Raw genomic sequence first — 17,587 nt, forward strand, 5'->3', positions numbered from 1 at the left:
GGATTCCGACGATCAAACGTAGGCCATGGCGTTTGCCAACGGGCTCACGATGATTTAATGCAACTACCTTTTTAAGTAAAACACTATGAAACCCGCAAAAGAAATTCGTGTTGGCAACATCATCATGGTCGATGAGAAGCCGTTCATCGTGCTGCGTTCCGACGTCAACGGCTCGAGCCGCACGGGCTTCACCTACAAATGGAAGATGAAGAATCTTCTGACCAACGCTCCGCTGGAAAACGTGTTCCGCGGTGACGACAAGTTCGACGTGGTCGTGCTGGACAAGAAGCCGGTGACCTACTCGTACTTCGCCGACCCGCTGTACGTCTTCATGGACGAAGAGTACAACCAGTACGAAATCGAAGAAGAAAACCTGGGCGACGCACTGCACTACCTGAAAGACGGCATGGAATGCGAAGCCGTGTTCTATGACGGCAAGGCCATCTCGGTCGAACTGCCGACCATCATCGCACGCCAGGTGATCTACTCGGAGCCGGCAGTCAAGGGCAACACTTCGGGCAACGTCCTGAAGGAAGCCAAGATCGAAAACGCGATCGAAGCCCACCAGCATATCGTGATGGTCCCGCTGTTCGTCAGCCAGGACGACACCATCGAAATCGACACCCGTACCAACGAGTACAAGAAAGTCGTGCGTAACTAAGCACCGGCTTTGTCAAAAAAAACGCTGCTTCGGCAGCGTTTTTTTTCGCCTCGACATTGACCACGTTGCTGGAGCGACTTTGTGACAACAGCCTATGTCTTACTGATATGCTATTGCTTTCAATAAAAACGAGGGAGTGGCGATGAAGCGCAGGCAATTCGTGCAACTGGGAGCGGGGCTGGCGGCGAGCGCGGCGGTGATCCATCCGGCGCTGGCCGCCGCGCCCGCGGGCGACGCCATCCTGGAAGCCGGCGTCCAAGCCCAGCAAGAGGCAATGCGCAGCGGCCAATTGACGGCCCAGGCGCTGGCGACGCGCTACCTGGCGCGCATCGAGGCCATCGACCGCGCCGGCCCGCGTCTGCGTTCGGTGATCGAGACCAATCCCGACGCCCTCGCCATTGCCATCGAGCGCGACCGCGAACGCAAGGCCGGCAAGCTGCGCGGGCCGCTGCACGGCATCCCGGTGCTGCTGAAGGACAATATCGCCACTGCCGACCGGATGAGCACCAGCGCCGGTTCGCTGGCGCTCGATGGCGTGCGCGCAAAAAAGGACGCGCACATCGTGGCGCTGCTGCGCGAAGCCGGCGCCGTGATCCTCGGCAAAACCAACCTGTCGGAATGGGCGAACATGCGCTCGACCCGCTCGTCGAGCGGCTGGAGCGGCCGCGGCGGCCAGACGCGCAACCCCTACGCGCTGGACCGCAACACCAGCGGCTCCAGTTCGGGTTCGGGTGCGGCGATGGCGGCCAGCCTGGCTACGCTGGCGGTCGGCACCGAGACCGACGGCTCCATCGTGTCGCCGGCCTCTACCTGCGGCATCGTCGGCATCAAGCCGACGCTGGGCCTGGTCAGCCGCAGCGGCATCATCCCGATCGCCCATTCGCAGGACACCGCCGGACCGATGACGCGCACCGTGGCCGACGCCGCGCTGCTGCTGGCGGCGCTGAGTGGCGCCGACGCCCAGGACAGTGCGACGACGGACGCGCGCGTGGCCGACTACGCAGCCGCGCTGCGCCCGGACGGCCTGCGCGGCAAGCGCCTCGGCGTCGCGCGCAATTTCTTCGGCAGCAATGAGCAGGCCGATGCGGTGATCGAGAAGGAGCTGGCGCTGCTGGCGGCCCAGGGCGCGATCCTGGTCGACGTCGAGGTACCCAACACCGACAAGTACAACGAGACCGAACTGGCGGTGCTGCTGCACGAGTTCCGGCCCGACCTGGAAGCCTGGCTGGCTGCCTACGCGCCGCACGCGCCGGTCAAGACCATGGGCGACGTGATCGCCTTCAACGTCAGGCATGCGCAGCGGGAGATGCCGCATTTCGGCCAGGAACACCTGATCGCGGCCCAGGCCAAGCCGGGGCTGGAAGCGCGCGAATACAAGGACGCGCTGGCCAACAACCTGCGCTATTCGCGCGAAGAAGGTATCGACAAAGTGATGCGCGAGCACAAGCTGGACGCGCTGGTGGCGCCCACCGGCGGACCGGCCTGGCTGACCGATTACGTGAATGGCGACCACTACGGCGGCAGCTTCTCGTCGCCGGCGGCGGTGGCCGGCTATCCGCACGTGACGGTGCCGGCCGGCCAGGTGCGCGGCTTGCCGGTCGGCTTGTCGTTTGTCGGCGGCGCCTGGAGCGAAGCGGCCCTGATCGGCATGGCCTATGCCTACGAGCAGGCCAGCCGCCGGCGCCGCGCGCCGACCTATCCGGCCACGCTCAAGCTGTAAACGCCTGCGGGGCGACGGTCAGCGCCGCACCGCCTGTTTGGCTTTGGCGAATTCCGGCCCCCACAGCGGGTGGCCGTGTTCGCCTTCGCCGAGGTCGAAATTCGGATCGAGCCGCAATGCACGCTCGAAGTTCTCGCGGCACAGGCCTTGGCGTCCGGTGACGCAATAGCTGAACGCGATGTATTTCAGGCCGGCCACGCGGTGGCGCAGCGCGGCGCCGTTCATCTCGGGTCCACTCAGGCGGCGGATCGCGCCGTTGTAATCGCCGTCGTTGAACAGGGCGATGCCGTCGCGCAGGGCGACCTCGTCGCGGCCGGGCGCGCGTTCGGTGCGGGCCGGGCGGCTTGGCGCCGGCGCCCGTTCGGCGCGCGCGTTCACGGCGTCGGCGCGCGGATGGGCGCGCGCCGGCGTCTTCCCGCCCAAAACGGGCGCAACCGGGGCGCAACCTGCCAGGCCCAGGCTTAGCACCAGGAGCGCCAGCATGCCGGTCTGCGGTGTCAGGGGTGCGATGCGTGCGCTCACGGTGTCTTCTCCTCGGTGAAATCCAGTTCGATCACGCCCTTGCCGTCCTTCACCGATTGCACCGTCACGGTGTGCTCGGGGAAACTCGGATTGACGATGCGGATCGTGTGCTCTCCGGGCGGCAGGGTCAGGTGCTTGAGCGGCGGGCTGGCGCCGCGTTCGATGCCGTCGACCACCACCGTGCCCCACGGCTGGATGACCAGCTTGTAGGTGCTGCCGGCCACGGCGGCGCCGGGCGGCGTGCCTTTCGGGGCCAGCTGGACGGCGGTGGGCGGCGCGGCGTTTTGCGGCGCCGCGGCGACGCCGGTCGTGGGAACGTTGGCGGCGGCTTCGTCCAGCACCGGCCCTTCGGGCACGGCCGGATTCGGCTGGGGCAGCGTCACCAGCGCTTGTTCCGGATCCGCCGCCGCGGGTGGGGCCGAGGATGGTTCCGCCAGCTCGGGCACGGACAGCGCCAGCGCTTCGCTGCTGTCGGTCTGGCGCAGCAGCAGCGCCAGCGCGATCACGGCGCCGACCACCACGATGGCGGCCATGATCCACAGCGGCCAGCGGTTGTTGCGGCGCGCAGCACTGCCGGACACAAGCGCGGCGTCGCCCGGGCGCTCCTTGCGCGGCACCTCGGTGATGCGCACCGGCGCCGGCGGCTCGTCGCCCGGCAATGTTAGCGCCGCCGGCGGACCGAGCACCACGATGCCGAGCAGGTTGCGCAGTTCCTCGATGTTGCGCGGACGTTGTTCCGGATCGGGCGACATGCAGCGGTCGATCGCGGCCAGGAACGAGTCGCTGTAGCCGGGCAGGGCGCGCCCGCGCAGCGGACCTTCGGGGATCAGCTCGAGCGTGATCGCGTAGTGGATCGTGGCGGCCAGGTCGCGCAGGTCGTCGACGATGCGCTCGTCCTGCGCCGGATCGCCGCCGTCGGGCAGCAGCATCGGGTCGCCGGCATCGAGGATCATGATGGTGTCGGGCGAGATGCGGCGATGCGGCATGCGCATGCCATACTGCACCTCAAGCGATTGCAGCAGCTGGCGGAAGATGCGGCGGCACCAGGGCTCGTTCACCAGCGCGTGGTTGTGTTCGACGATCTCGCGGACGGTGCGTCCCTCGATCGCCGGCGGCGGGGTGTCTGGCGTACTTGGCGTGCTGGGCGGATTGATTGTCATGGCATCGTGCCGGTTACGCGGGATGCGCTTCCGGGCAACTTGTTTTGTTGCAAATGATGCCATATTTGCGGCGCGCACGTGGTAGTCGGGTCAACAGTGCGCGGCCCGACCGGGAGCGGCCGGCGGCGTTCAGAACTCGACGAAGCGCATCTTGAACCAGCGGCCCTTGATGGCGCCGAAGCCGGGGCCGGGCGGATTGCCGGCGGCCAGGCGTTCGACTGCCGCCTGCGCCACGTTGCGCTCCAGTGCGACATAGCTGTTAAATTCGCCGATATTGATCTTGCCCACTTGCTCTTTGGTCAGGCCGGCGTCGCCGGTCAGCGCGCCCAGCAGGTCGCCCGGACGCAGCTTGGCCTTCTTGCCGCCGGCGATGTTCAGCGTCACCATCGGCGCCGGCGCCGCCGGTTCATCCTGGCCGCCGAGCGCGTCCAGGTCTTCCCAGACGGCCGGCTGGTCCTGGTATTCCTCGACCAGGCGCACCCATTTCTTTTCGTTCGGCGCGCACAGCGTGTGCGCCATGCCGCTGCCGCCGGCGCGGCCGGTGCGGCCGATGCGGTGCACGTGCACTTCCGGATCCTTCGAGACGTCGACGTTGATCACGGTGTCGAGGTCGGCGATGTCGAGGCCGCGCGCGGCGACGTCGGTGGCCACCAGCACCGAGCAGCTGCGGTTCGCGAACAGCACCAGGATTTCGTCGCGCTCGTGCTGCTCCAGCTCGCCATACAGCGCCAGGGCGGAAAAACCTTCGGCGCGCAGCGATTCGGCCAGTTCGCGGCAGCGCGCCTTGGTGTTGCAGAACGCCAGCGCCGACACCGGACGATGGTGGCGCAGCAGGCGCGCCACCGCTTCGTCGCGGCCGTCGAAGCCGATCTCGTAGAAGCGCTGGGCGATCTTCTCTTGCGTGTGCTTGCCTTCGACCGTCACTTCGAGCGGATCGCGCAGGAAGCCGGCGGTGGCGAAGCGGATGTCGTCCGGGTAGGTGGCCGAGAACAGCAGGGTCTGGCGCCGCTCCGGGGTGGCGCTGACGATGTTGGCGATCTCGTCGTAGAAACCCATGTCGGTCATGCGGTCGGCCTCGTCCAGCACCAGGGTTTGCACCTTGGACAGGTCGAGCGTGGCGCGGCCCAGGTGGTCGCGGATGCGGCCCGGAGTGCCGACCACGATGTGGGCGCCATGCTCGAGCGAGGCGATCTGCGGGCGCATCGAGACGCCGCCGGTGAGGGTCAGGATCTTGACGTTGCCGACCCCGCGCGCCAGCCGGCGCAGTTCGCCCGCCACCTGGTCGGCCAGCTCGCGCGTCGGGCACAACACCAGGCCCTGCACCGCGAACCAGGCCGGGTTGAGCCGGTGCAGGATGCCGATGCCGAAGGCGGCGGTCTTGCCGCTGCCGGTCTTGGCCTGGGCGATCAGGTCGCGCCCGTCCAGCACGGCGGGCAGGGTTTGCGCCTGCACCTGGGTCATGGTGTGGTAGCCGAGGGTCGCCAGGTTGGCGAGGAAGCGCGGGCCGAGGGGCAGAGCGGTGAACGAATCGGATTGCATGGCGATGGAGGGCCTGTAGGGACCTGTGGCAGCCGGCCGGGCCGGACTATGGATGATCGCTGGGATCGGGCGCCCAGACCGGCAGGCCGGTCAGGTCGAGCTTGTCGTCGCGGCGCCAGACTGGCAGGCCGGTGGTATCGGTTTCTTCGAGCAGTTGCATCTGCTCTTGCTTGAGGGCGATGCGGCGCGGGCGTGGGCCGTTGCGCTTCGGTTGCTCGCCTGCTACGCCGTTCGGCTCGGCAGCTGCGACGAGCGGTGCGGCCGGTTCGAAGCCGGGCAGATCGAACGTCGCGTTATCTTTCTTGTCTCTCATCTGCCACACACGGGCCACACGAGGGCCACACACAGCGCAAAAACAAAAGCCCGGCTCGGTGAGTCGGGCTTTCGTATCGAATTTGGTTGCGGGGACAGGATTTGAACCTGTGACCTTCGGGTTATGAGCCCGACGAGCTGCCAGACTGCTCCACCCCGCGTCTGAGAACGTCAGTATAGCGCGTCCAACTTTGTTTTGCAATCATGGCGGTCGAAAGGCCGTTGCTGTGCGTTAAAAATCAACCGGCGNACTGCTCCACCCCGCGTCTGAGAACGTCAGTATAGCGCGTCCAACTTTGTTTTGCAATCATGGCGGTCGAAAGGCCGTTGCTGTGCGTTAAAAATCAACCGGCGGCGCGCAGGCGCCACAGCGACGTGACCTCTTGCGAGCGCGCCATGTGCAAGGGATCGTCCTGGTCGCTGGCGCGCGGATGCACCGGGCGCGTATCGTGGCGCGCCACGACTTCCAGTCCTGCGGCCGCGATCCAGCCCAGCAGCTGCTCGCGCGGTCGCAGGCCCAGGTGCTCGGCCAGGTCGGACATGATCAGCCAGCCTTCGCCGCCTGGTTCCAGGTGCGCCGCCAGGCCGTCGAGGAAGCCGCGCAGCATGCGGCTGTCGGGGTCGTAGATGGCGTACTCGATCGCCGAGCTGGGTTTACCCGGCAGCCAGGGCGGATTGCACACCACCAGCGGCGCGCGGCCCTCGGGGAACAGGTCGGCCTGGACGATGTCGACCTGGCTCGCCAGTCCCAGGCGGGAGATGTTTTCGCGCGCGCAGCCGAGCGCACGCGTGTCCATGTCGGTGGCCAGCACCTGCAGGCCGCGCCGCGCCAGCACCGCCGACAGCACGCCGGTGCCGGCGCCGATGTCGAAGGCCAGTCTGGCGCCGGTCGGCAGCGGCGCCTGCGCCACCAGCTCGACGTATTCGCCGCGCACCGGCGAAAACACGCCGTACCAGGGGTGGATGCGCTCGTCCAGCGCCGGGATCATGACGCCCTTGCGGCGCCATTCGTGGGCGCCGATCACGCCCAGCAGTTCGCGCAGCGACGCAATATATGGCTCAAGCGATGGGCCGTAAGCTTCCAGGCAGGCCAGGCGCGCGTCCGGCGCGCGCCGCAGCGGGATGCCGTGGTCGGCCTCGAAAGGGATCACCAGCATGGCCAGGGTGCGCGCGCGCTGCAGCTGTTGCAGGCGGTGGCGGTGGAAGGCTTCGAGCGGCGTGGCCGGCGTCTTGCCGGGCTTGGCGCGGCGCGCGCGGTCGCCCTTGTGTTCGATGCGGCGTACCAGCGCCTGCAGCAGCTGGCGCGCGTTCTGGAAGTCGCCGCGCCAGAGCAGGGCAGTGCCGTCCAGCGCCAGGCGGTAGGCGGCGTCGGCGCTCATGGTATCGTCGGCCACGACCACCTTCTTCGGCGCCGGCCAGCCGCTTTCCGAGCGCCATTGCGCCGAGCGGGATGCGCCGCCTTCAAGCCATTCGATGCGCGTCATGTCAGTGATGGTGATGCCAGTTACCGTCGGTCGATTCGATGTACGACTTCACGGCATCCGGGCTGCCGGTGGCGTGGCGCTTGACTTCGCCGCAATCACAGATGCCCTGGTAGGGCTGGATGTGCGAGCAGGCGGAGACTTTCTGCAGGAAGACTTTGACCGGTTTGGTGCACTTGGCGCACTTGAAGGTCAGGATGCGGGCAGGTTTCATGGTTGAGGTTTGTTGGATGAGAAAGTGCGGCATTCTACACCGGGCGCCGACAGCATATAGGACGCCCACCAGGACGCCCGCCGGGTCATTCCACCACCACCGCGCTGCTGCCGCCACCCGACGGCCGCACCAGTACCTTGGTCGCGATCCGTTCCGTCATTTCCTGCACGTGCGAAATCACGCCCACCTTGCGCCCCATCGATTGCAGCGCGTCGAGCGCGTCCATCGCCACGCCCAGGGTGTCGCTGTCGAGACTGCCGAAACCCTCGTCGATGAACAGCGACTCGACCCGCACCCGGTTCGACGACAGCGAGGCCAGGCCCAGCGCCAGCGCCAGCGACACCAGGAACGATTCGCCGCCCGACAGCGAGTTCACCGAGCGCACTTCGCCGCCCATGTCCTGGTCGCGCACCATCAGCGCCAGCGACGGCATGCCCTGGTAGCTGACGCGCTCCAGACGGTAGCGCCGGGCCAGCTGGGACAGGTGGACGTTGGCGTAGCCGAGCAGCACGTCGAGCGTGAACTGCTGGGCGTAGTTGCGGAATTTCTTGCCGTCGCTGGAGCCGATCAGCTCCGACAGCTTGCCCCAGCGCGCTTCGACCGCCTGCTGCCGCTCGATCTCGGCCAGGCTCGACGCGGCCTGCTTGCGCCGCTCGTCGTCCTGCAGCGCGCGCAGACGCAGCGCGGCGGCCAGGTCGTGCGCCGACTGCCGCTCGGTCTTGATGGCGTCGAATAGCGCCTGCACCGTTTCCAGCGGCTGCTCGTCCTCCGGCCTGGATGCCAGGTGCGCCGCACGCTGGGCGCGGCGTTCGTTCAGCACCGCGGCGGCGCTGCCGACCTCGGCGTCGAGCGCACCCAGCGCCGCGCGTTCCTGCGCCAGCCAGGCGGCGCCCACTTGCAGCAGGCGCGCCATCTCGGCGCTGTCCTCGACCGGGTCGAGGCCGTCGCTGTCGGATTGGCGCCGGTAGTCGTCCAGCCAGTCGGCCAGCGCGGTGGCGGCGGCCGCGCCAGCGTTGTCGAGTTCGGCGATGCGTTCGGACAGCTGGGTCAGCGCGGTGCGCGCCGCGATGTCGCGCTGGGCGGCGTCGTTGGCGGCGGCCTGGCGCCCGGCCAGGGCTTCGCGGGCGGTGGTGACTGCGGCGTTCAGGTCGCGCTCCACCTCGCGCGCCGCGCGGCCTTGCCACAACGCGCCGCGTTCGCCGCGCATGCGCGCCAGCTCGGCGTCGATGCGTTCGAACTCGGCTTTCGCCGCGGCGCCGGCGCGGTCGATGTCGCCGATGCGGGCCTGGGCGGCGGCGGTTTCCGTTGCCAAGGTCGTGGCGGAGGCGAGTGCGCGCGCCTGCAGCGCGGTCTGTTCCTGCCAGTGGCCGGCCTCGAGGGCGCGCGCCTGGCGCCAGCCGGACGGATCGCGCTGCCATGCGCTTTGCCAGCCGTCGCCGTGGGCGCCGGCCAGGGCCGGGTCGAGTTCTTCCAGCAGGGCAGCCAATTGTGCGCCGGCTGCTTCCAGGCGAACGGTGTGGGCACGCAATTCGTCACGCAAACGGACAGCCGCCTCGCGTTCGCCGTCGGCGGCCTGGCGCAGGCGCGCCAGCACGGATTGCGCCGCATCCACTTCACGCTGGGCGGCGTCGCGTGTGCCGGCCGCGCTGCGCCAGGCGGTTTCACGTGCGGCCACCGCATCGAACGCTGCGCGCAGGGCGGCGCGCTGGGCGCCGAACCAGTCGCCGCGCTCTGCCTCGGCCGGCGCGTCCGGCGCCAGCGGATCGGCCTCCCAGGCTTGCGTGAGGGAGGCGATGCGGTTGTCGAGGGCGCCACGCTCGCTCGTCAGCCCAGCCAGGCGCTCGCTCGCCGCGTTCAATGCCGCCGCCTGGTTCGCCTGCAGCGCGTTGTTGTCGCGCACGCGGGACCGGCATGCGTCGACCTGGCCGCGCAGGCCGGTCAGCATCGCGTGCAGCCGGGCGTCCTGGTGCGCGTACGGGTGCTCGTGGGCGCCGCATACGGGGCACGGCGTGTCGTCGCTCAGGTTGGCGCGCAGCTGCTCGACGCTGGCCGCGCAGGCCAGTTCGGCCGTGGCCAGCGAACGCTCGGCCTGCTGCATGGCGCCGTCGAGGCCTGGCGCCGCGGCACGGGCCGACTCCAGCTGGCTGTGCGCTGCGGCGCGCGCCGTATCGAGGCGGTCGTGCTCGCGCGCCAGCGTCGCCAGCGCGTCGCGCGCGGCCGACAGGTCGAGCCAGGTGCGCTCGGCCGCCGCCAGCCGCTCGCGCCGGGTTTCCAGCGCCTGGCGTTCGGCGCCGATGGCGTCGGCGTCAAACCCCTCGAGCGCCGCCATCGCTTCACGTCGTTTGCTCTCCAGCGCCTCCTGGTGCTCGATGGCCTGCGACAGGGCGGCGGCGGCCTGCGCTTCGCGCCCGGCCGCCTGTTCGGCCTTGGCGCGCGCTGCTTCCAGCGCCGCATTCCCGGCGGCAAGCGTGTTTGATGCCTGCTCGGCCTGGCTCAACAGGCGTTCCCAGCGCTGCCATTGGGCGGCCAGCGGCTCCAGGCGGGCGTTGGCCGCCAGCCAGGCGCCGGCGCTGTCGCGCGACTGGCGCGCGCGTTCCAGCTCTTCAGCTTTGGCGGCGTGCGCGGCGCGCGCTTCGCGCGCGGCGTTGCGCGCCGCCTCCAACGCTTGCGCCGCCTGGGCGTGCGCGGGGGCGAGCGCTTCCAGGCCGGCGTCGAGCGCCTTGGCGCCGTCGAGCTGGGGCGCGGCCTGGCGCAGCGCTTCCTCGGCCGTGTCGAGGCGCGCCATGGCCGCGTCCAGTTCCTGCCCGGCCTGGCGCCGGGTTTCCTGAACCGCGGCGAGGTCGGCCTCGTTCCTGACGCTGGCGGCGAGGGCCTGGCGCCGCTCGCCTTCCAGGCGCGCCACGTCGGCCACCAGCGGCCGCGCCGGCTGCACCGCGTCGAGCGTGGCCAGGCGCCGGCGCCGCTCGCCGGCCTCGTCGCGTGCGGCGGTGGCGGCGGCCAGCGCCGTTTGCGCCTGCGCCTCGCCGGCAGTCAGCTTGTCCAGCTCGCGGTGCCAGCGCAGTTGGGCTTCGAACAGGGCGAAGCGTGTGTCGAGGGCGGCCAGGGCGACCTCGGCGGCGGTGCGCTCGGTGTCGAGTTCGGCGCGCTGTTCCGGGTTCAGGGGCGCCTGGTTGGCCAGCTTGGCCTGCAGCAGGCTGGTCTTGTCGCGTTCCTCCTTGTAGCGCTCGAAGGCGCGGCGCGAGATCTCGGTGTAGATCGTGGTGCCGGTGAGGGTTTCGAGCAGTTCGCCGCGTTCGTTCTCGTCGGTCTTGAGGAAGGCCGAGAACTCGTTCTGCGCCAGCAGCACGGCGCGCGTGAACTGCTCGAACGACAGGCCGATGCGCGCCACGATCTCTTGCGCCGATTCGGTGTTGGTGCCGCCCAGCGGCGCCAGTTCCGGCAGCCGGTGCAGGGTGATCTTGACGGGCTGCAGGGCGCCGCTTGGACGGTTGTAGGCGCGCCGCACGCTCCAGCGCGCGCGGTAGCGGCCATCGTCGCTGCCGACGAAGTCGACTTCGGACCAGCCCTCCGCCGCGCCGCGCCGCAGCAGGGTGCGCGGGTCCTGTGCGGTGACGGTCTCGGAACCGACGTCCGGCAGCTGCGAGCCGCCGATGCGCTTTTGCAGGCGCGGGGTGGCGCCGTACAGCGCCAGGCACAGCGCGTCGAGCAGGGTGCTTTTTCCCGCGCCGGTAGGGCCGCTGATCGCGAACAGGCCGCTCGAGGCCAGCGGTTCGGCTTCGAAGTCGACCGTGAATTCGCCGGCCAGCGAAGCCAGGTTCTTGCCGCTGATGCGCAGGATCCTCATTTCGACTCTCCCACTGCGTGGAACAGTTCGGCGAAGGCGTCGATCTGGTCCGGCGGCGCCTCGTCGCCGAAGCGCTGCTGCCACAGGCGGCGGAAGATGTCGTCCGGCTGCAGCCGCGCCAGCTGCTCCAGGCTCAGCGCGTCTGCGCTTTCCGAGACCGCCACCAGCTTGCGGGTCGGCTCGATCTTGGCCAGGCGCACCCGTTTACCGCTCAGTGCCGCCTCGATGCGGCCGCGCAGGCCCGGCTCGGGTCCGTCCAGCAGCACCCGCACTTCGAGGAAGGGCCAGGCCTGCGGCGGCAGGTCGGGATCGAGCTCCAGCGTTTCCAGCGCTTCCAGCACCTGTTCCAGCGGCGCCGGGGTGGCCGGCACGCGCAGCAGCTCGACCGCGCGCGGCACGAAAATCGGCGTGATGGCGCCGGCTGTGGCGCCGTCCAGGTCGATGCGCAGCACCTGGTGCTGGTAGCCGACTTCGGAGAACGACAGCGGCAGCGGGCTGCCGCAATAGCGTACGTGCTCGCGCCCGCCGACGCGCTGGGCCAGGTGCAGGTGGCCCAGCGCCGCATAGGCGATGTCGGCGCCGAACATGCTGGTTGGCAACGCCTCGCTGCCGCCGATCACGATGCGGCGTTCGGAGTCGTGCGAGGACTGGCCGTCGACCATGTGGCAGTGGCCCATGGCGACGATGGCCTGGCCGGCGCCGGCCCGCTCGCGCGCCAGCGCATGCGCCTGCTGGTAGAGCAGGGTGGTGCCGTGCAGGTAGGGATCGTGCAGGTAGGGGTCGCGCGGCGGGGCTTGTTCACCTTCGTCGCCTTCCTGCGTTTCCTGCCTGGCTTCGCGCGCGATGCGCGGCACGTCGCCCGGGCGCAGGAACGGCACCGCCAGGCACCAGGCCCGGACCTCGCCATCGCGCTCGGTGAGCGGCACCAGCAGGCGCTCGAGGTCGACCTCGCCGTCGCTGCGGCGCAGTACGTTGCCGACCACGACCGTGCCATAGGCTTCCAGCAGCGGCGTCGGCGCCTCCAGCCGGCCCGGCGAATCGTGGTTGCCGGCGATCACCACCACCTGCAGGTGCGGCACCCGGCTGCGCGCGCGCTGCAGGAAGCGGTACAGCTGGCGGTGCGCATGCGACGACGGGTTGGCGTTGTCGAAGATGTCGCCCGCGATCAGCAGCACGTCGATCGCCTCGTCCGCCAGCGTGTCGACCAGCCAGTCGAGAAAGCACTGGTGTTCGTAGCTCCGGTCGTAGTTGTGCAGGGTCTGGCCAAGGTGCCAGTCGGAAGTGTGCAGCAGCCGCATGGGGATTCGGGATCGGGTTTTCGGGAAGTAAAAGGCCAAGGAAACGGTCAAGGTCGGTGCCAGGCCGGCGCCTACTATAGCGCAGCCGCGCGCCATCCTGCAGAGTCGCCGGCAAATCATGGCGCCTGACCCCGCCCGCACGGCTGGTGCGGGTTTGAGCCATCTCAAACTCACGCCTCATCTTGTCTCTACACTACGAAGTCTCTGTCGGTCGGCGACAAACACAATCCAAGAGCCGGCCACCCATACAAAGCATCCCCAGTCACCCAGGCGCGGCCCCACCACGTGCGCCGCTTGCGCTGGCGGAGCCATATCGAGAGGAGACACAATGCTGACGTCAACCTATACGCTGGTCGCCCTGTCGGTCGAGCAAGCGCGCGCACGGGTCGAAGTGCAGGCGCTGCTCGAGCGCTGGCGTCCCGGCGCCTGGTGGGGCGAGCCGCCGGCCATGCGCCAGTACGCGCAGGCCTGCGAATCGCTGCGCCGGGTGCTGGACGCATGCCACTGGCGCAAGCTCGACAAGTTCGTGCTGCCGGCGCTGCGCCGCTGCGGCGCGGTGGCCGACTCGCTGCTGGCCGAGCTCGATAACCTGAGCCAGCGCGCGGCGGAAGCGCGCAGCGCCGCCGAGGCCGCCGCCAGCGAGGGCGATCCGGGCTGCCTGGCCGCGATCGAGCGCTGCTGCCAGCTGCTGCTCGAACGGCTCGAGCGCGAAGAACAGGAGTTGATGCCGCTGGCGCGCAACCGGATCTCGGGCGAGGCCTGGTTTGCGATCGCCAACCAGATGCTGGCGCACGACGCCTACCAGAACGAGCAGCGCGGCGGGGCCGCCGGTCCGCCGCGCGCCGCATCGTCGCAGCGGCCATGTCAGCAGTTGCCCCAGCAGCCACCCCAGCGGCCACCGCAGCGGCCACCGCAGTTTGCCGGAAAAGACCATTCGTTGCCGATGGTAAATTAGCGAGGGAATAGCACGATGACGGGGCCGCCGCGCGCTGCGGCGAATCGCGGCACGCGCCCGTAGAGCCGGAGGTTCTTTGCTATGATGGGAGTTTTGGAAGTGCGATTTCATCATGTTCGAATTCCTATTCAAGCGGCAGGGCGCGAAACCGGCCGCTTCCGGCGAGCAGGCCGGCAGCGGCAAGAGCGCGCCGGGCGTGGCGAAGTCAAACCCGGCGTCCGTCGGCGCCACGTCGGCTTCCGCTGCAGCGTCGGCCTCGGCGGCCGGCGACGCGCGGGCGCGCCAGGCCGAAGAACTCAAGTCGCTCGGGTCTGACGAAGCGGCTGCCGTCGCCTTCATCCTGCGCTCCGAATTCTCCGAATTACGCCTGGCTGCCGCCGAGCTGGTCCACGGCAAGGAGGCGCTGGAACGCGTGCACGCGGCGATGCGCAACCTCGACCGCCGCGTCGCCAAGCTGGTCCATGGCCGGCTGGACGCGATCCGCCACCACGAGTCCGAACTGCGGCGCGGCGAAGAAGCGCTGGCGCAGGCGCGCGCGCTGCTGGCCGACACCCTCCTGACCCCGAACCACGTTGCAGAACTCGACCGTAAATGGTCGGTCATCCGCGCGCCCGAGCTGGCCGCCGAGTTCGATACCGTGCGCGCCGAACTGGGCCGCCGCCTGGCATCCCAGGTGCAGCTGCAGCGCGCCATGATCGACCGCCTGGCGGCCCTGCGCCAGCTGGGATCGGCCGGTCTCGACGCCGCCGCGCTGGCGGCGCGCCTGGCCGAGCTGCAGGGCGAGCAGGATGCGGCACTGGTCGACCCCGGCCACGCCTCGCTGCCGCGCACCCTCGTGGCCGAATTCGCCACCGAACATGCGCGCTTGACGGCCAGCCTGGCCACCATCGAGCAGGACCAGGCCGCGCTGGCCGCGCGCGAGGCGGCGCTGGCCGAATGGCAGGCCCGTCCGGTTTCCGAACTCAGGCACGAGGTGCTGCGCAAGGACTGGCAGCGCCTCCCCGCGCTGCCGGCGGGCGACGCTGCTGGCGCGCTGCAGGTACGCTTCGAGATGCTGCTGGCCACGCTCCCGCAGGAAGCGCGCAAGTCGAAGCCGGCCGCCACCGGCGCCGACAGCGCCAAGGACGCCGGCCGCATCGCCGCCAAGGCCGGCAACAAGGAAAGTAACAAGGACGACAGGGGCCGCGGCGCCGACCAGCAGTTCCTCGACAATATGGACGCGCTGGAAGCCGCCCTGCAGCAGGGTTCGCTCGGCAGCGCTGCCGAACTGGACAAGGCGCTGAAGGAAGCCAAGGACCGCGGCATGCGCCTGAGCACCGCGCAGGCCGACCGCCTGGCCCACCTGCGCGCCGAGCTCAAGCGCCTGTCGGACTGGGCACGCTGGGGCGGCAACGTCTCGCGCGAAGAATTGATCAAGACCGTGGAGGGCTTGCCGACCCAGAACCTGGCGATGGGCGAGCTGGCCAAGAAGGTGGGCAGCATGCGCGACCGCTGGAAGGCGCTCGACAGCCTGTCCGGCCCGGCGCCGCGCAGCCTGTGGGAGCGTTTCGACGCCGCCTGCACCCAGGCCTACGCCCCGGCCGCCGCCCACTTCCGCCAGCTGGCCGACGACCGCCACGCGAATGCGGCGCGCGGCCAGGCCCTGGTCGACGAGGCGAATGCCGAAGTCGCCCGCCTGGGAGCGGGTGAGGCCGACTGGAAGCACGTGTCCGGCACGGTGCAGCGCCTGCGCACCGCCTGGAGCCACCTGGGCGCGGTCGACCGCAAGGAAAAGAAACGTCTCGACGCCCAGTTCTCGGAAGCGCTGACCACGCTGCAGCGTCCGCTCGAACATCAGCGCAAGGTCGAAGTTGCCGTACGCGAGCAATTGATTGAAGAAGTGCGCAAGCTCGACCCGCACGAGCGCCATGCGGTGGACCTGCTGCGCGAGCTGCAGCACCGCTGGCAGGAGCACGCGCGCGCCTTGCCGCTCGAGCGCAAGGCCGAGCAGGCGCTGTGGCAGCGCTTCCGCGCCGCCTGCGACGAGCTGTTCGCCGCACGCAAGGAACACGCGCACGCCGCCGACAGCGAGCGCCGCGCCCACGAAGCGGCCAAGGAAGCGCTGTGCGCGCGCCTGGAAGCGGCCGCGCCGGAAGCGACGCCGGCGAGCGCCGGCAAGCTGCTGCGCGAAGCGGCCACCGAGTGGCAGTCGATCGGCCCGGTGCCGCGCGCGCACGAAGCGCGCATCGAGAAGCGCTACCACGCCGCCGTGGCACAGGTAACAGAGCACGCCGACAGCGCGCGCCGCGCGGCCGGGGTGGCGCTGGCCGGCGCGGTGCGCGACAAGCTGCGCCTGGTGCTGGCGCTGGAGTCGGCGCTGGCCAATCCGGAATCGAACACCAGCGCCGCCGACTGGCGCGCGCGCTGGGACGCGTTGCTGCCGCTCGACGGCGGCTACGAAGCGGTGCTGCGCGAACGGTTCGAGGCCGGGTTGACGGCGCTTGAAGGCGAGCGCGGGGGCTACGTCGGCCAGCTGGAAGCCAACCGCGGGCGCCTGCTGCAGGATCTTCTGCGGCTGGAAATCGCGGCCGGCATCGACAGCGGCGCCGAGTTCGCGCGCGAGCGCTTGCGCCTGCAGGTCGAGGTGCTGCAAAGCTCGCTCAAGTCTGGCCAGAAGCCGGGCGCCCAGGTCGATGAAATCCGCGCGCTGCTGGCGCTGCCGGCGCTGGTGGACGCGCGCACCGAGTCGCGTGTCGAGCAATTGCTGCTGCGCCAGGCGAAGGACGGCAAATGAGCGGGCAGACGATCGAACAAGGAATGGAACAAGTGACTGAGCAGGCGCAACGAGAGACGGGCGTGCAGCCGGTGGAACAGGCCGGCCCGTTCTTCTGCGACATCCGGGTCCAGACCGCCGACTTCGACCTGAGCCGCGACGTGGCGCGCCTGCGCGAGGGCGACGCCCGCATCGGTGCGGTGGTCGCTTTTGTCGGCACCGTGCGCGACCTGAACGACGGCGCCAGAGTGGCCGAGCTGGAGCTGGAACACTATCCGGGCATGACCGAGAAGTCCCTGCAGGACATCGTGGCCCAGGCGAGCGCGCGCTGGCCGCTGTACGGGGCCCAGGTGATCCATCGTGTCGGCCCGCTGGCGCCGCTCGACCAGATCGTGCTGGTCGCCTGCAGCGCCGCCCACCGCGGCGAAGCGTTCGCGGCCTGCGAGTTCATCATGGATTACCTCAAAACCGATGCGCCGTTCTGGAAGAAGGAGCAGACGCCGGAGGGCGCGCGCTGGGTCGATGCGCGGGTGACCGACGACAAGGCCAAGGCGCGCTGGGAAGGGCGGTGAGCCGACTGCGGCGCAGTGTGATCAAGCGTGATTTTTCGCGCTGGTAAACATGGTAGAGTTCGCCGACGCCAACTTACGGAAGCTCTGACATGCAAACCACTTATCGTCCGACCGCGGCCTTCGTCGGCGCATCCTGGGCCGCACTGCTGATCGGCATGGCCGCCTACCTGATCGGCCTGTGGAACGCCCAGATGCAACTCAACGAAAAAGGTTACTACCTGACCTTGCTGCTGTATGGCTTGTTCTCCGCCATCTCGCTGCAGAAAACCGTGCGCGACCGGTCCGAGAATGTACCGGTCACCGGCATGTATTCCAGCCTGTGCTGGTTCTCGCTGGTCGCCGCCATCCTGCTGCTGACGATCGGGCTGTGGAATGCGACGCTGGAACTGAGCGAGAAAGGCTTTTATGCCATGTCGTTCGCGCTGGCGCTGTTTGCCGTGATCGCGGTGCAGAAGAACGTGCGCGATCTGCAGGCGGCGGGACCTGCGCCCGAGGGCAAGCTGTCCGATTGAAGAACGGCGCCTCGCGCCGTTGCCCATCTTGAAAAGCCGACACTG

General features: G+C 69.4%; 14 protein-coding genes and 1 tRNA gene. 6 read left to right on the top strand and 9 right to left on the bottom strand.

What is annotated here, in order from left to right:
* Positions 1 to 85 precede the first annotated feature (85 nt).
* On the top strand, positions 86 to 661 hold the full coding sequence (locus QPK27_RS15670; protein ID WP_290419183.1) for an elongation factor P: 576 nt from the start codon (positions 86 to 88) through the stop codon (positions 659 to 661).
* A gap of 142 nt (positions 662 to 803) precedes the next feature.
* Positions 804 to 2,381 carry an amidase gene (locus QPK27_RS15675; RefSeq protein WP_290419184.1) on the top strand — a complete coding sequence of 526 codons (1,578 nt, stop codon included), beginning with the start codon at positions 804 to 806 and terminating at the stop codon, positions 2,379 to 2,381.
* 18 nt (positions 2,382 to 2,399) lie between these two features.
* Here the strand turns inward: QPK27_RS15675 and QPK27_RS15680 are convergent, their stop codons facing one another.
* The 9 genes from QPK27_RS15680 to QPK27_RS15720 all read right to left on the bottom strand — a co-directional run bounded on the left by QPK27_RS15680 (position 2,400) and on the right by QPK27_RS15720 (position 12,751).
* Positions 2,400 to 2,903, bottom strand: coding sequence for a TssQ family T6SS-associated lipoprotein (locus QPK27_RS15680; protein ID WP_290419185.1), 504 nt, complete (start codon positions 2,901 to 2,903; stop codon positions 2,400 to 2,402).
* Positions 2,900 to 4,063, bottom strand: a complete 1,164-nt coding sequence (locus QPK27_RS15685; RefSeq protein ID WP_290419186.1) for a hypothetical protein — start codon at positions 4,061 to 4,063, stop codon at positions 2,900 to 2,902. Before QPK27_RS15685 ends, QPK27_RS15680 begins: the two co-directional genes overlap by 4 nt.
* A 129-nt stretch (positions 4,064 to 4,192) precedes the next feature.
* Positions 4,193 to 5,602, bottom strand: coding sequence for an ATP-dependent RNA helicase DbpA (gene dbpA, locus QPK27_RS15690; RefSeq protein WP_290419187.1), 1,410 nt, complete (start codon positions 5,600 to 5,602; stop codon positions 4,193 to 4,195).
* Positions 5,603 to 5,648: 46 nt separating this feature from the next.
* Positions 5,649 to 5,915: a hypothetical protein gene (locus tag QPK27_RS15695; protein WP_290419188.1), complete on the bottom strand. Its 267-nt coding sequence runs from the start codon at positions 5,913 to 5,915 to the stop codon at positions 5,649 to 5,651.
* Positions 5,916 to 5,998: 83 nt separating this feature from the next.
* A tRNA-Met gene (locus QPK27_RS15700) sits at positions 5,999 to 6,075 on the bottom strand.
* Between the two features lie 183 nt (positions 6,076 to 6,258).
* A complete protein-coding gene (locus tag QPK27_RS15705) occupies positions 6,259 to 7,398 on the bottom strand; it encodes a class I SAM-dependent methyltransferase (RefSeq protein WP_290419189.1) in 1,140 nt (379 codons plus the stop codon).
* A 1-nt stretch (position 7,399) separates the two neighbouring features.
* Positions 7,400 to 7,609: a hypothetical protein gene (locus QPK27_RS15710; RefSeq protein WP_208277906.1), complete on the bottom strand. Its 210-nt coding sequence runs from the start codon at positions 7,607 to 7,609 to the stop codon at positions 7,400 to 7,402.
* Between the two features lie 85 nt (positions 7,610 to 7,694).
* Positions 7,695 to 11,453: an AAA family ATPase gene (locus QPK27_RS15715; protein ID WP_290419190.1), complete on the bottom strand. Its 3,759-nt coding sequence runs from the start codon at positions 11,451 to 11,453 to the stop codon at positions 7,695 to 7,697.
* Positions 11,450 to 12,751 carry an exonuclease SbcCD subunit D C-terminal domain-containing protein gene (locus QPK27_RS15720; protein WP_290419191.1) on the bottom strand — a complete coding sequence of 434 codons (1,302 nt, stop codon included), beginning with the start codon at positions 12,749 to 12,751 and terminating at the stop codon, positions 11,450 to 11,452. The genes QPK27_RS15715 and QPK27_RS15720 overlap by 4 nt, the downstream gene beginning before the upstream one ends.
* A gap of 328 nt (positions 12,752 to 13,079) precedes the next feature.
* On the opposite strand from QPK27_RS15720, the gene QPK27_RS15725 reads away from it, so the two are divergent.
* The 4 genes from QPK27_RS15725 to yiaA all read left to right on the top strand — a co-directional run bounded on the left by QPK27_RS15725 (position 13,080) and on the right by yiaA (position 17,542).
* A complete protein-coding gene (locus tag QPK27_RS15725) occupies positions 13,080 to 13,706 on the top strand; it encodes a hemerythrin domain-containing protein (protein WP_290419192.1) in 627 nt (208 codons plus the stop codon).
* A 112-nt stretch (positions 13,707 to 13,818) separates the two neighbouring features.
* Positions 13,819 to 16,479, top strand: coding sequence for a DUF349 domain-containing protein (locus tag QPK27_RS15730; RefSeq protein ID WP_290419193.1), 2,661 nt, complete (start codon positions 13,819 to 13,821; stop codon positions 16,477 to 16,479).
* A 23-nt stretch (positions 16,480 to 16,502) separates the two neighbouring features.
* Positions 16,503 to 17,030 carry a molybdopterin synthase catalytic subunit MoaE gene (moaE, locus tag QPK27_RS15735; RefSeq protein ID WP_290419194.1) on the top strand — a complete coding sequence of 176 codons (528 nt, stop codon included), beginning with the start codon at positions 16,503 to 16,505 and terminating at the stop codon, positions 17,028 to 17,030.
* A gap of 89 nt (positions 17,031 to 17,119) precedes the next feature.
* A complete protein-coding gene (yiaA, locus tag QPK27_RS15740; RefSeq protein ID WP_290419195.1) occupies positions 17,120 to 17,542 on the top strand; it encodes an inner membrane protein YiaA in 423 nt (140 codons plus the stop codon).
* Positions 17,543 to 17,587: the final 45 nt, after the last annotated feature.

The sequence above is a fragment of the Massilia sp. YIM B02443 genome, assembly GCF_030411955.1.
Lineage (GTDB): Bacteria > Pseudomonadota > Gammaproteobacteria > Burkholderiales > Burkholderiaceae_D > Telluria.